Below are 15386 nucleotides of genomic sequence, written 5' to 3' on the forward strand. Positions count from 1 at the left end.
TTAAAAATGACTGCTAACCATCAATCATTTAAAAATAATATTAACAACCCCACTCTCAACTTCGAAAGTGATTGAAAAAATAAGAGCACCTCACTAATCTATTGTTTTCGACCAAGAATACAATGGAGTCATGAGATGCCCATAGACGAATTTATCATCAATATCTATTTAATGGTAGAGCAATATTACAAAATAGTCGTCACCAAACCCTTGCGAAGTGCAGGTTACGCGCCAAAGCTAAGTGATCCTGAGGTTATTTGCATGGAGATGGTCGGTGAATTTTTACACCTTGATCAAGACAAACAAATTTGGCAATACTTTACCCAGCATTGGCAAGACTGGTTTCCAGCCATCGGCTCATACCCTAACTTCGCAAAGCACTGCGCCAATCTGTGGCAAGTCAAACAGCAGATACAAGATAAAGTCAGTGAACTTGAGGGCCGTGACAACATTCATTTTATGGATGGTTTTCCGATACCCGTCTGTCATTATGGACGCGCTTATCGGCATAAAAACTATCAAGACTTAGCGGCTTTTAGCTACTGTGCGGCTAAGCAAGAGAGGTACTATGGCTTTGAAGGACATTTGCTTGTTAACTTATCGGGCATGATTAAAGGCTTTACCTTTGCTCCTGCCAATGTTGATGAAAGAGCGGTTGCCCCAGAAATCACCACTCATATTCATGGGCTACTTGGCGCTGATAAAGGGTATATCAGCCCTAGTCTGACATCGTACTACGACGCTCAAGGCGTGGATTTACAAACGCCACTCAGAGCCAACATGAAAGAGGATAGACCCAAACCTGTGGTAAGACGGCTGATGAAAGCCCGCCGTATCGTTGAAACAGTCATTGGTCAGTTATCAGAACGATTTAATATACAAAAGGTACGAGCAAGAGATTTATGGCATTTGTCTCATCGATTGATTCGTAAGATTCTGTCGCATAATCTGTGCTTTGTACTCAATAAAAAACTTGGTAACCCGCCTCTTCAGTTTGATTTGCTTATTTCAAGTTGAGAGTGGGGTATTAACAATAAATAAGGACAATTATGAATATTTTAATGGTACTAACCTCACACGATAAATTGGGCGATACTGGTAAAAAAACTGGCTTTTGGCTAGAAGAATTCGCGGCACCTTACTATGCGTTTTTGGATGCTGGTGTCAATGTAACTCTCGCCTCTCCTGCTGGCGGTCAGCCACCTCTTGACCCTAGTAGCGATACTGAAGACGCGCAAACAAAAGATACTAAGCGTTTTAAAGAAGACAGCGATGCGCAAAAGCATCTTGCCAACACCAAAAAGCTTGCTAATATGAAAGCGGAAGACTTTGATTCAGTATTCTACCCTGGTGGCCATGGTCCTTTATGGGATTTGGCCGTTGATGAAAACTCAATCAATTTGATTGAAACCTTTGTCAAGCAAGATAAGCCTGTTGCTTTTGTTTGTCACTCTCCTGCCGCCCTTAAAAATGTCAAGATCGATGGCGAGTACTTAGTAAAAGGTAAGACCGTTACTGGCTTTACTAACACTGAAGAAGAAGCAGTTGGCCTTACCGATGTCGTGCCATTCCTAGTGGAAGATGCGCTGATGGCCAATGGTGGCAACTATGAAAAAGCTGCTGATTGGGAATCGTTTGTGGTCGAAGATGGTTTATTGATTACGGGTCAAAATCCAGCCTCATCAGAAGCAGCAGCCAAGCGTTTGATTGCTAAGCTTAAAGGCTAATGGCATTCGATTGATGAATAACACAACATACTAAGCAAAAAAGGCTAATATTATGATTCGTTTACATCATCTTAATCAATCGCGCTCGCTACGTACGCTTTGGCTCTTAGAAGAGCTTGGCGAACCTTATGAGATTGTCAGCTATCAACGTGACGCCAAAACCAATTTGGCACCAGACAGTCTCAAAGAAGTACACCCACTGGGTAAATCACCAGTTATCGAAATAGATGGGATGATGTACGCAGAATCAGGAGCGATCACCCAACTATTAATTGAACGGGTAATCCCCCCAATAAATAAGAACACTTACAAATAGAGATTAACTGCTAAAATACACCAGCAGGAGAATCCTATGAAAAAGACACGCTTTAGCGACAACCAAATCGTCAACATCCTAAAACAAGCCGAACAAGGCGTCCCTATTACCGAGCTCTGCCGTGAGCATAACATCAGCCAAAGTACCTTCTACAACTGGCGATCTAAATATGGTGGTATGGACGCCACACTTATCAGCCGTCTTAAAGAGCTTGAAGTTGAAAATGCCCGCTTAAAGAAGATGTACGCTGATGAATGTCTTAAGTCCGACATCCTACAGGATGCCATGTCAAAAAAGTGGTAGCGCCCCAAAGGCGCAAAGCGTTGGTTTGTCACTACATTGAAGATCGTGGTATTGGTATCCGCAGAGCTTGTAGCATCTTTAACATCAGCGTCACCTGTTATTATCACAAGTCGGTGGTAACAGATGAGAACCAGCAAATAGCGGACTTACTTATCAAACTGACTGATGAGAACAAGAACTGGGGCTTTGGCTTGTGCTTTTTAACCTTGCGTAATGTGCTAGGACTGCCGTACAACCATAAGCGGGTATATCGCATCTACTGCGAGCTTGAACTCAACCTTAGAATCAAACCTAAGCGTCGCATTAAACGTGCTAAACCAATACCATTAGCAGTACCTGATAGGATTAACCAAAGCTGGAGCATGGACTTTATGCACGACGGCTTAACTGATGGCCGCGGCTTTAGACTGTTCAATGTCATTGATGATTACAACCGTGAGGCACTCACCGTTGAAGTCGACTTCTCGCTACCGGCCGGGAGGGTCATACGCAGTCTTAATCAGCTTATTGAGTACCGAGGCAAACCTGTGCAGATAAGATGCGATAACGGCCCTGAATACATCAGCAATGCGCTCAAAGACTGGGCTGAGCAGCAAGGCATCATCTTAAGCTATATTGAACCTGGCAATCCACAGCAAAATGCGTATGTAGAGCGCTTTAACAGAACCATGAGATATGATTGGTTAAATCAGGAGCTGTTTGATAATCTAGAGCAGGTACGCGCACAAGCAGAAAACTGGTTATACCATTATAATCATAAGCGCCCAAACATGGGCAATGGCGGTTTTACACCGATACAGAAACTCAATCAGGCAGCTTAATTCTATTTATTAGGTGTCTTAAGTTTGGGAGGGTTACCAACGCTTTGCACCTGATAGTTTGCGCCCTGCCATAGATAGCAGTGACTATGGGCATTACCTACAGTGGATTGATTTTGCTGAAAGCTCGCTTATGGTGCCTTTGTTGCTTGAGTTGTTTACTAATAAAGCTGGCATCACTGACAATGAGTTTTTGAATGGCTACATCGCTGCTGAAAAGCACAAACTGTTAAGCTATCTAAACGATGAAGTCGAAGGTAAGTCATTTATCGTTGGCAACAAGCTAAGTGGTGCTGACTTTATGCTGTCGTTTGACTTGATTATGCTGGCTAAGCGTGAAGCATTGGAAGATTATCCACATATCAAGCAGTATGCGTTGCAATTAGCCAGTCTTGATAGCTACCAGCGCAGTATGCGTTTGGAAGCGAATCATGACCAATCTATTTAATGTCTTAGTCTAACTACTGATTGTCTAAGTTTTAAATAATTATTGGATGTATAAAAAACAGCCCTAACAAGAGCTGTTTTTTTATGCGCGTAACAGAAGCATATTGGTTGTCGATTTGGAGAACCTAAAAGCTCTGATTTAAAAACTTCTGTTCAAGCCAGCTATTCATAAACACATTATCAGGATCGTACTCACGGCGAATTTCTAAAAACCGATTAAGCTTGGGATATAGATGCTGTAGCTCAACATGATTGAGTTTATTGACTTTACCCCAGTGTGGACGACCCTGCCATTTTTTCATGTACTCATACAGCCATTTAAATAGTGGTTCGCATTCCATGCCCTTATACACATGAAAGGATAATACCGCACAGTCCTCACCTTGAGTCGGGCTTAGCATACCAGTCTCGCCTTTATGCGTGCGCACCTCTATCGGAAAGTGCGAGCCTTTATTGTCTGCTAATAAGATACGATTGACCTCGGTGATACATTCATCAAAATCTGACAGCTTAATAAAATACTCTGATTCGTTAAACTTCACGCCACGCGGTGTCGGAAACACTTCATAGCTATACCCTTCTCGCTTGGTGTTTGGAATGGAATTGGCTGATATTTCACTGACCTTTTTTGTCAATGATGGTTTCATCCGCGCCAATTCACATAACACATAAAAAGCACCGTTAAGCGTGACCGCGCTATCAAACTTATCTTTGGCTTTTTGTACGCTACTCATCGGTTTTGGTTCGATCACTGATAGGGTTTTTTGCTGCAACTTATTGGTTCCTGGAAATAAAAACCATTCTAAATGCCGATGAGCATGAGCAGTATCATAAAACCTTGCTAACCCTTCTTCAAAATCTAACACTTCGTTGCGTTCTTGCAGCCCGTATAACTCAACAACTTTTAGTGTTAACTTGGTAAATACACCCAACATACCAAGGCTCACATGTAAGGCATTGCCCAGATCATCTGTCTTTGGGTCGCCCCGATGATGAGTATGTATCTGCCCGCGCCCATCCACCCATTCCCAAGCCACAACTTGACTGGCAATAGAGCCCAAGGTAATCCCTGTACCATGAGTGGCAGTACTGGCAGCGCCTGCGATGGTCTGTGCTTGTACGTCACCCATATTTTCTAATGCCAGACCGTGCTCTTTTAACGCTTCGCCAATTTCGTGTAAATAGGTGCCGGCATGTAAAGTCGCCAGCTTGGCCTCAGCATCCACTGAGATAATCCCGCGCATATTATGCAAACTAACAGCAATCTCTTCAGGCTTGCCGCAGCCACTAAAAGAATGTGCAGCACCTGTCACTCTCACGCGCTTTTTATTAGCTCGTGCATTCTTAATGATATCTTGTAGCTCTTCTAGCGATGAAGGCGTGAGTTTTTGCTCAGGTTCCGCGGTCACATAACCTACCCAATTTTGCCAATCACTATTCCTTTGCCATTGTCTTAATGAAAACATTTGCCCTCTCCTCGGTAAGTTGTCATGGTTTGGACAACTTCCTCACTAGCGATAGCCTCCTCATTATTTAAATTATCTGCATACTTGCTAGAGCTTCGATAACATATAAGCGCATTAAAGTGCTCACATAGCTCGCCCGCTTTGGCGTGTCGGCACCAGACAGCATCGCCAATCTTTAGCTCACTTTCACCCTTAGTCGTTTTGTTACTAACTTTAGCAACCGTCATGGGTGTTTGCACTTCCCCAAAACCTTCGTCATTTAATATAGATAAATTAGAGGGGTAATGCACAATAGGTGCCTTATCTACCCCTATCGCACCCGAGGCGATAAAGCCACCACCGTGACAAGTAATCACGCCTTTTTCAGGCTGGCGCGTGACAGGCAATACAAATCCAGCAGCTGGCTGAAAATCATTCATACTCCCCATATAGTCAAAATACGCAGGTTTGTAGTACGCTGACCCTACCGTGATTTCGGTAACCTCAGGCTGACTACAGGTAAAGTCCATACTACCGCTACCACCACCATTGACGAGCTGTAACTGATAGCCTTGTCTTTTTAGCCAATTTACAATTGAACCACGGCGCTGACTGACTTGCTTTTGCGAGCGTTTTTTTAATAGTTTGATGGCAGGTGTTAATAGCGCTTTACCTGGTAAATGTTCAGACAAGCCAGCAATTTGCGCCTCATAACCCATGGCAGCACAGACATTGACGTTAGATGATTTTTTGATGTGCTTAAGTAGTTTTTTCACATCCTTTTTACTCAGCAATGCGGAGCGCTTGGTACCAAAATACAGCTTTGGCAGTGGCATCGACATATTAATATCTAGGCAGATATCAATAACCACATCATTCTCTTTAGCGACTTGATTCAGAACATCTACATGCTCAGGGCGATCAACCATCCAAATCATGGTTGCGCCTTGTTTGGTATGTTCAAACGTTTTTACGACGCTGATCATATCTAGTGTTGGATAAGCGCAAAGAATATTATCAAACCCACTCTCAAGCAGATGCACTGACTCGTCGGCGGCATAGGACATAAGGCCGATAAAATTGGGAGAATGGTCTTTTATATAATGCAAAACATCGACAGAGCGAATAGATTTGGTGGCCAAACGCAGACTAACGGCTTGGGTCTTTTGATTGACGAGCGCGATATTATGATCGAGGGCATCCATGTCGAGCCACGCACTCGGCGTTGTAGGTGGAACGATTTGCGCAAAATCCATTTTGCTCTCCGTATAAATGGTTCAGCACAGGACTGTGCTTATTTATTCTTATTTTAATTGCCTATTATTAATTGATAGAAACCAATCATTCAGCTTCATAGTTTGACCCGAGTTATCAGGAGCGTCAAGCACAGCCTCTGTAAAACAGCGTACTTATCAGACACTTAATATTGTTGGTAATTGAGTAATATGCCCGTTAACACCCAAATAAAAAGCCCAAGATAAACTTGGGCTTTGTAATTCGCTACTACATTTTAGAAGAAAATACTCTAGCAGCACTATATCGATTTTAAACCAGTTTGAATATAGTTGGTGTATATTAGCTAACCTATGACTTATGGCAACAAACGTTTGGTTATCCAGCTGTCTGTATCAGCACTACCATCCTGCGTATAAACAATTCGATCATGCATGCGGCTGGCACGCCCTTGCCAAAATTCAATACGCTCAATCGTAATCTCATACCCACCCCAAAACTCTGGCGTTGGCACTTGGCTATTTTCTGGATAGTCGTTTTGCAAATCTACAAACGTTTGTTCCATTACCTCACGATTGGCGACTTCACCACTTTGTGGTTGGCTCACCCACGCCCCCACTTGGCTATCATGCGGACGTTTTTGAAAGTATGCCGCAGATTTACCAGCATCTATTTTAGCGATATGTCCGCTGATACGAATCTGACGCTCAAGCTCATGCCAAAAGAAGAGTACTTCTGCATTTGGGTTTTCTGCGATATCTTGCCCTTTGGCACTTTCATAATTGGTATAAAAGACAACACCAGTCTCTGTAATCTCACGCAGCAACACAATACGCACACTGGGTTTGTTGTCTGCGCCACAAGTGGCTAAGCTCATCGCATAAGGCTCTTGCACTTGCTGCTCTATTGCTTCATTCATCCAAGCGCTTAACAGCTCAAATGGTGACGCTGGTACTGACTGTTGATCAAGCTCGCCTTTCTCATATGAGCGACGTTGATCGCTGAAATCCATGCTCATCGTGATTCCTCATTTGTATCCTATTTTCATATTAAATGCTATTAGCCCAATACTGCTTTAATATGATCGGCTAAGTCATTTGCCATTACATCACACTCTATCTCATCATCTGACTCAACCATCACACGAATCATTGGCTCTGTACCCGACTGACGAATCAGTAGACGGCCTCGACCCTCTAGCGTCGCCTGTGCTTTGTCAAAAGCAGCAACCAACTCTTCATGCTCAAAAGGATCTTGCATCTTATTCAAACGCACATTGACCAGCTTTTGAGGCAACACTTCAAAACCTTCCATCAATACACTTAGGGCTTTACCTTGAGCTTGCATCACTGCCAACACTTGTAGCCCTGCGATAATCGCATCCCCTGTACGGCTCTTGTCTAAACACAAGATATGACCCGATGGCTCTCCGCCAAGTATCCAACCATTGGCTTCTAGGTCTTGCATCACATAGCGATCGCCTACTTTTGCACGGGTAAACTCAATGTCAGCCGCTTTGAGTGCCAGTTCCAGTCCCATGTTACTCATGAGCGTTCCAACGACCCCTTCCGTACGATCCTGACTTTGAGTAGCAAGCACATAGAGAATACCATCGCCATCAACCAGTTTGCCGGCCTCATCAACCATCACGATACGATCACCATCGCCATCTAAGGCAATCCCAACATCAGCGTTATGCTCTAACACTGCCTGTTGCAAGCTTTCAGGGTTCGTTGAACCACAATTAGCATTGATGTTGATGCCGTCAGGTTTATTATGGATGGCTATCACATTGGCACCAAGCTCACGCATGACACGCGGTGCCACGCTATAACCTGCACCATTGGCACAGTCTACTACTACGGTAAGACCGCCTAAGTCATACTGATAAGGAAAACTGCCTTTACAGAATTCAATATAACGACCTTTGGCATCATCAATACGATGGTTTTTACCTAACTGTGCTGGATCAATTATAGGCATTAGTAGACCGTCTGCATCTTCGTCCTCTACTCCACTCATGATCGCTTTTAGCTTATCATTAATGGCGTTTTGCATCTCATCGGTAAGTTTTTTGCCATCACCTGAAAACAGTTTAATGCCGTTATCGTAATAAGGGTTATGCGAGGCTGAAATAACAATGCCAGCATCCGCATGGAAACTGCGAGTCAAATGTGCAATCGCAGGGGTTGGCAATGGCCCTAGCATATGAACGTCAACACCAGCGGCATTAAAACCTGCTTGCAATGCACCCTCAATCACATAGCCTGAAAGACGAGTATCTTTACCAATAACCACACTGGGTCTGCGTGCAGGATTGTCGTTATTTTCTATCAGTACGCGGCCAGTCACATAGCCTAGTTTCAAAATAAAATCAGGGGTGATCGGAAGCTCACCAAATTTTCCACGAATACCATCGGTGCCAAAATAGCTCATTATTTTTATATCCTTATGCTAGCCACTAAGAGTAAGAGATTAAATCCATCCTATCTGTAAGGCGAATTATTGATGTCCTATTTTACAAAAAAAACAGCCAACAACACACGAGCATTGTTGGCTGTTTGTATCTTATGACATAATATACCAAATACTAATCATCTAAGACTATTATTTAATCAACGCGCCAGTCTAGTCAACTCGATAGTTTGGCGCTTCTTTAGTGATTTGCACATCATGGACATGCGACTCTTTCATGCCAGCCGACGTGACCTTAATGAACTGCGGCTTGCTGCGCATCTCTTCGATGGTCGCAGAACCGGTATAACCCATTGATGAGCGCAGACCGCCAACCAACTGATTGACGATACCAGCGACTGGCCCTTTATAAGGAACGCGACCTTCGATACCTTCTGGCACCAGTTTTTCTATGCCATCTTTGGCATCTTGGAAATAACGATCTGATGAACCGTTTGAGCCTGACATGGCGCCAAGACTACCCATACCGCGATAAGCCTTGTAGTAACGACCTTGGAACAGCTCAACTTCACCTGGTGCCTCTTCGGTACCAGCCATGAGTGAGCCTACCATGATGCACGACGCACCAGCGGCTATGGCTTTTGCCATATCGCCTGAATAGCGAATACCACCATCAGCAATCAGTGGAATGCTGTCTTGTAGGGCGCTGGCAACGTTATCAATGGCTGAAATTTGCGGCACACCGATACCAGCAATGATGCGAGTGGTACAAATAGAGCCAGGACCAATGCCCACTTTTACCGCGTCCGCACCAGCGTCACGTAAGGCTTTGGCAGCATCACCCGTTGCGATATTACCGCCGATTACCTGTACATTTGGATAGTGCTTTTTAATCCAAGATACTTTGTCAATCACGCCTTTTGAGTGACCGTGAGCTGTATCAACGACGATAATGTCGACATCAGCATCGATTAATGCTTCAACACGTGCTTGCGTATCTGCACCAGTACCGACCGCTGCGCCTACACGGAGGCGACCTTTTTCATCTTTACAAGCGTTTGGATTGTTTTCAGCTTTTGTAAAGTCATTAACCGTGATAAGACCTTTTAAACGGAAGTCATCATCAATGACGATCACTTTTTCGATACGATATTCGTGGAGCAATCTTTTGATATTCTCATTGCTCTCACCTTCATGTACCGTGACCAGCTGGTCTTTTGGTGTCATGATTTGACTAACTGGCAGTGATAAATTGGTCTCAAAACGCCAATCTCTGTGGGTCACGATGCCCACGACTTTATCCGTGCCTTTTTCGACCACAGGTACGCCTGAGATATTGTTGTCTTCGGTCAACTGTATTAAGTCACCAATAGTCATCTCAGGATGTACAGTGATAGGATCGACTACCGTACCTGCTTCAAACTTCTTGACGCGGCGTACTTGGGTAGCTTGCTTGGCGATATCCATGCTCTTATGTAAGATGCCCATGCCACCTAACTGCGCCATCGTGATCGCCATTTCAGATTCAGTCACCGTATCCATAGCTGCAGAGATAAGCGGAAGATTGAGTGTGATGTTTTTAGTCAGGCGGGTAGACAGATCGGCAGTTTTTGGCAGGACTTCAGAATAGGCTGGTAACAATAAAACGTCATCAAAGGTTAAGGCTTCATCGACAATGCGCAACATACATACCCCTAGTGGTGGTTATCTTGATGGGTGGGTAATGCAGCATTAAGTGGATAAATTAAATCTGCGCTAGCACCATAAAATCAAACAATAAGTGATAGCTTTCAAACGCTGACGATAAACGTTCGTTATTAACTTATCAGCAGTAATTAACCTAGTAGAAATATAGACTCACAAATATAGCGTATCTAAACTCTCCAAACACTTAATCACATAAACGCTTAATAACTGAATTAACCCTTAAAAATAACGCCATATTATAACAAATAAGCTGACTGACCGCATGATATATTTATCAGCTTATTTTATAACCTCACTCCCAAAATTAGTTGACACTTTTGAGATGAAATACCATTCATAAGAAAAGCCAGATACCTTAATATCTGGCTTCTTTTGAACGCATCAATTCCTAGTCCCTTTTTTCTTTAAGACTTGCATCTTTATAGATAATGCGTTCAGCTGGCAAATACTCTTTTTGTTCATGATAGAGATATTTCAGCATCTGCTCACGTACCTGACACTCCAAATCAAAAGCACTTATCGGACCATCAGATGCCAAGCTACCACGCAGCTTAATCGCATCTTCACTGACAGATACCACCAAAAGCTCAGGCTCAGTCTCACCATCCCATAACGTATTTGCTTTGACCAGCTCAATATACTTTTGACGAATGGCATCAATATCAGCACCATAATCAACGTGCAGATAAACGACACAGGTTTGATGTACTTCGGTATGTGACCAATTCTCTATCACCTCACTGATCAAGTAGCGCATTGGCACGATTAATCGCCGCTCATCCCAAGTCTTTAACACCGCATAGGTATAGCGCAAATCTTCAATCGTCGTCCAATCCCCCTCCATTATTACTGTATCGCCAATACGAATTGGCTGAGTAACAGCTACCTGCACACCGGCGATAATATTACCCAATATAGGCTGCGCGGCAATACCGATGACCACGCCAGCAATACCAGCCGAAGTCAATAATGTCTTGCCTAGCCCCTCCATGTTGGCAAACTCACTGAGACCTATCCAGATACTGCCCAGAATCATGACAAATATGAATACCCGGCGAAAAATAGATACATAAGTACGGCGACGGCGTTCTTTATCGAAATGTTCTTCAGCGAGGTTTTCGATTTGCAGGTTTTGGTAACGATTGGCAAAAAAGTTAATCACTCGTATGCCTAGCCACATGGTACTGAATACCAAGCCAACCCAAATGATTGGGCGAGTTGATGATGCCACGGCATCTAGATAGGGAAACCCACCTGATACCAAAGTAAAAACCAGCGAAAAACTGATGCTAAATGTCAAAGGGACGGTCAGCTTACTGACTAAATCTGCCACACCATGCGTACTGCCGACATAAGCGCTGTACTTTTCAGTATCAATATAACGGCTGATGATTTTTTCAGTACCTTTACTGAGCAGCCAACCTATGCCCATGGTCATTAAGAAAAACAATCCTAATGCTAAGAACTCCCATAGGGCAATGCTAAAAAACTTAAGCTTCATCCATGTGGGCAAGTAACGCTCAAACTCTGCTGGATGATATTGTTCATACAGATTGTCGATATTACCAACCGTTTGCGCCGAAAACACCCATTGAGGCGCATTATCCTCAACCCGTACTCGCTCCAAGTAAATAGGTACACGGCGTTCACGATAATCGATATAGCCAAGCTGAATAGAACGCCTAGGAATACCCATCACACTACTGGTATTGCCTAAAGGTGGCTCAATCAACCCATCTGGACGATCAGGCAAGTCATCAAAGACATAAAGCTCTTTTTTGGATAATAAAAAATCCAGACGCTTAGACAGCTCAAGCGCACGACTGCGCTGAGTATTACTATCTATCAAATTCATATTGAGCGCATAAGCAGCCAAATCAAACTGCTGCTTCATCACTGCCGACTGAAAAAACTCTAAAGTAGCCAGTGGCGTTGACAAGTTTGGCGGTTCAGATAATGTTGGCAGACCTGTATTGAGCTCGGTCAATGGGTAGTAATTTTGTTTGTACTCCCCTGTCAGTCCTGAATCACCTTGTAAATTGCCAGCTTGCTCTACTGCCTTGCGCTCGATAGGATCGAACATTTCATCAGCAATCTCAGACGCACTGATACCCTCTTCTGTGATCGTATTGACCTTTTGTTCAACATAATCAATTAAATTATCTGGTTTATCAGTCTCTTGATGCGCTTGCGTCTGCTCGTCATTGTTCTGACTGCTGCCTTGCTCATTGATGCTTTGCTGGTCAGCATTGATTGCAGCATGAGCAGGTATATAAATAAAGCTGAGTACAATGACGAAGCAGCCAAGGATTAATTGCAGAGTATTATGACGCTGAAAACAGCGCACACCAATGACATCAGCGCTCTTTATCGCGCTCTCTCTATGAGTACGGTTTTGAGTCTGATGAGCAGTGTTCTTATTTGAGAGTTGAGGAGGCGTTTGCATACGATTAAAAGTCTCTGCCATGATATTAAGTTAACCTAAAGTAGTCTGCAAAAAAAAGCCAGCGCAACGCTGACTTAATTTATTACCGTTTGTATATGGTGCAGCTTGCTGCTAAGTATGACGCCACTAAGCACGGCGCCATGTCGTACCTGCGCGGCTATCTTCAAGCTCAATCCCCGCCTCTTTCAACTGATCGCGTATCTCATCTGCACGCGCAAAGTTTTTGTCGGCTTTGGCATCGTTACGCTCGGTGATTAACGCATCGATATCTGCATCTGTCAGACTTCCCTCTTGCTCACCGCCAATCGCAGCTTGCAAGAACTTCTGTACTGGCTGCTGCAGTATATTCAGCACTTGTGCCAATGCTTTTAGCTGCTGCGCCAACTGCCATGCCGTATCCACCTCTTCGGCTTTAATGGCTTTATTGATGTCACGTGCCAGCCCAAATAATACGCTGATGGCTGTTGAGCTATTGAAGTCATCATTCATGGCTTTGATAAAATCTTGCCCCGCAGTGCTGCTGTAAGCCTCATTTATCAGTTCATCATTGATTGTTAGCGTCTGACCTTTTTGCTGCTCAGCCAGTTTTAAAGCATTATATAGTCTGCTTAGGCTATTATGCGACTCATCCAAGGCACTATCAGAGAAGTTTACTTGACTACGATAATGGCTTAATAATAAGAAAAAACGCACCGTTTCTGGCAGATATTTTGCTGTCACATCACGAATGGTAAAAAAGTTGCCAAGTGACTTAGACATCTTTTCGCCATCGACATTGATAAAGCCGACATGCATCCAGTTGCGTGCGTACTCACAGCCAGTCGCTGCCTCAGACTGGGCTATCTCGTTTTCGTGATGCGGAAACTGCAAGTCATGACCACCGCCATGAATATCAAAAGTATTGCCCAAGCACTTGGTCGACATCGCAGAGCATTCAATATGCCAGCCTGGACGCCCTTGGCCCCATGGTGATGCCCACTGCGGCTCACCAGGTTTTGCCGCTTTCCATAATACAAAGTCAAAGGGGTTGCGCTTGTCAGTTTCGACATCTACCCGCGAGCCTGCTTGCATATCATCCAGATTACGCTTGGATAACTTGCCATAGTCCTTGAAACTATCGACAGCATAATAAACATCACCATTATTGCCTGCATAAGCGTACTCGCCTGTGACCAAGGTCTCAATCATCTGCTGCATCTCGTCGATATGATCGGTGGCGCGAGGTTCAGCGTTTGGCATTAGGCAACCGAGCGCATCCGCATCTTCGTGCATTGCGCCAATAAAACGCTGAGTAAGCTGACCAATATCTTCGCCATTTTCGGCAGCACGCGTGATGATTTTGTCATCGATATCGGTAATATTACGGATATAATTGACGTCATAACCTAGCTTGGTTAGCCAGCGCACCACCATATCAAAGGCAACCATGACCCGTGCGTGTCCGATATGACAATAGTCGTAGACGGTCATTCCGCACACGTACATACCTACCTTCCCTGCTTTGAGCGGCTCAAACTGGCGTTTACCGCCAGTGAGTGAATCATAAATGGTAAGCTGAGACATAGCGTCTGCAAGTGGTGTGGTCATAATAAAATAGCCCTGTGATTAAAAATACAATGGATACAATGAGGTTCTAAAAACATCAAAAATGCTTGAGTGATAAATAAAAACGTTTATGCAATATTTTGTGCTAGCCATAAATACAGCTACACTATAAAACTTAACCCATTATCTTAGCGAAAACCGCCGTAAAATACTACAATGAGCGCGAAACTAACACTATTGAACGATAAAACCGTTAAGGATTTAGAAATTATGGGCAATCGCTTAAGCAAGATATATACGCGCACTGGAGATGATGGCAGTACAGGGATGGCAGATGGCAGCCGAGTGAGCAAAGCTGATAACTTATTCAGCGTCATGGGTGATATTGATGAACTCAACTCTCATATCGGTCTGGTTCGCTCCCATCTTACCCAAGCGGTGACGACCGCTAGCACTGATCAACCTGCTCAGAAAAAACTGTCTGAGTGTTTAGATCCTAAGTGTTTAGAGCAAGGCGATCTGGACTTTGCACAAGCCTTAGTCATCATTCAGCATTTATTATTTAATATCGGTGGTGAGCTTGCGATGCCAGAATATGAAGGCGTGAATGCAACTCACATCGAATGGTTAGAACAGCAGATTGATGCGATGAATACGACCCTGCCACCACTAAAAGACTTTATTTTGCCGACAGGCTCAGTATTGGTCAGCCAACTCCATGTGGCCAGAAGTGTTTGCCGCCGCGCTGAGCGCCAAGCGGTGCTACTACAGCAGCAACGCCCAGAAGCCATTCGTAGTACGGCCATCAGCTTTATCAATCGCCTGTCTGACTGGCTATTTGTAGCGGCACGCTTTTGTACCGATCCAGAGCAAGTCTCAGAAGTACTGTGGGACAGTCAAGTCTTACAGAAGTTTGCCAAGGATCAATAATCCATATATGCACATAAAAAAACCAGCCCATTATTTAAATGATAGGCTGGTTTT

Annotated in this window: 12 protein-coding genes and 1 pseudogene; 6 read left to right on the top strand and 7 right to left on the bottom strand. The window is 43.9% G+C overall.

The annotated features are described in order from the left end of the window. The first annotated feature begins 135 nt into the window (after window positions 1-135). The 5 genes and pseudogenes from JMX03_RS08055 (at window position 136) to JMX03_RS08075 (ending at window position 3612) form a co-directional block, all read left to right on the top strand. Window positions 136-1017, top strand: coding sequence for an IS982 family transposase (locus JMX03_RS08055; protein WP_201595979.1), 882 nt, complete (start codon window positions 136-138; stop codon window positions 1015-1017). Window positions 1018-1049: 32 nt separating this feature from the next. After that, complete coding sequence (locus JMX03_RS08060) at window positions 1050-1727, top strand: type 1 glutamine amidotransferase domain-containing protein (protein WP_201595981.1); 678 nt, start codon at window positions 1050-1052, stop codon at window positions 1725-1727. 52 nt (window positions 1728-1779) lie between these two features. Further along, window positions 1780-2022, top strand: a pseudogene (locus JMX03_RS08065) (glutathione S-transferase N-terminal domain-containing protein); the annotation flags it as partial. Between the two features lie 57 nt (window positions 2023-2079). After that, a protein-coding gene (locus JMX03_RS08070) for an IS3 family transposase (protein ID WP_201595983.1) occupies window positions 2080-3167 on the top strand; the annotation gives its coding sequence in 2 pieces (ribosomal slippage) (window positions 2080-2332 and window positions 2332-3167; 1089 coding nt in all). Between the two features lie 58 nt (window positions 3168-3225). Beyond that, a complete protein-coding gene (locus JMX03_RS08075; RefSeq protein WP_227695485.1) occupies window positions 3226-3612 on the top strand; it encodes a glutathione binding-like protein in 387 nt (128 codons plus the stop codon). A 124-nt stretch (window positions 3613-3736) separates the two neighbouring features. Here the strand turns inward: JMX03_RS08075 and JMX03_RS08080 are convergent, their stop codons facing one another. From JMX03_RS08080 to cysS, 7 genes are all read right to left on the bottom strand, one after another. After that, the gene (locus tag JMX03_RS08080) at window positions 3737-5077 is read right to left on the bottom strand and encodes a D-arabinono-1,4-lactone oxidase (RefSeq protein WP_201595985.1); all 1341 of its coding nucleotides are present in this window, start codon (window positions 5075-5077) and stop codon (window positions 3737-3739) included. Beyond that, on the bottom strand, window positions 5065-6312 hold the full coding sequence (locus JMX03_RS08085) for an alanine racemase (protein ID WP_201595987.1): 1248 nt from the start codon (window positions 6310-6312) through the stop codon (window positions 5065-5067). The genes JMX03_RS08080 and JMX03_RS08085 overlap by 13 nt, the downstream gene beginning before the upstream one ends. A gap of 335 nt (window positions 6313-6647) precedes the next feature. Beyond that, on the bottom strand, window positions 6648-7301 hold the full coding sequence (gene pdxH, locus JMX03_RS08090) for a pyridoxamine 5'-phosphate oxidase (RefSeq protein ID WP_201577230.1): 654 nt from the start codon (window positions 7299-7301) through the stop codon (window positions 6648-6650). Between the two features lie 47 nt (window positions 7302-7348). After that, window positions 7349-8725: a phosphoglucosamine mutase gene (gene glmM, locus JMX03_RS08095; protein WP_201595989.1), complete on the bottom strand. Its 1377-nt coding sequence runs from the start codon at window positions 8723-8725 to the stop codon at window positions 7349-7351. Between the two features lie 192 nt (window positions 8726-8917). Continuing rightward, entirely contained in the window at window positions 8918-10390 is a 1473-nt protein-coding gene (guaB, locus tag JMX03_RS08100; protein ID WP_201574592.1) for an IMP dehydrogenase, read from the bottom strand. A gap of 409 nt (window positions 10391-10799) precedes the next feature. After that, a complete protein-coding gene (locus JMX03_RS08105; RefSeq protein WP_227695487.1) occupies window positions 10800-12878 on the bottom strand; it encodes a mechanosensitive ion channel family protein in 2079 nt (692 codons plus the stop codon). Between the two features lie 105 nt (window positions 12879-12983). Further along, window positions 12984-14444 (bottom strand): cysteine--tRNA ligase, encoded by a 1461-nt coding sequence (gene cysS / locus JMX03_RS08110; RefSeq protein ID WP_201595991.1) that lies wholly within the window; start codon window positions 14442-14444, stop codon window positions 12984-12986. Window positions 14445-14672: 228 nt separating this feature from the next. Here cysS and JMX03_RS08115 point away from each other — a divergent pair, with 228 nt between their 5' ends. Next, window positions 14673-15332, top strand: coding sequence for a cob(I)yrinic acid a,c-diamide adenosyltransferase (locus tag JMX03_RS08115; RefSeq protein WP_201595993.1), 660 nt, complete (start codon window positions 14673-14675; stop codon window positions 15330-15332). Window positions 15333-15386 lie beyond the last annotated feature (54 nt).

Source organism: Psychrobacter fulvigenes, from assembly GCF_904846155.1.
Taxonomy (GTDB): Bacteria; Pseudomonadota; Gammaproteobacteria; order Pseudomonadales; family Moraxellaceae; genus Psychrobacter; species Psychrobacter fulvigenes.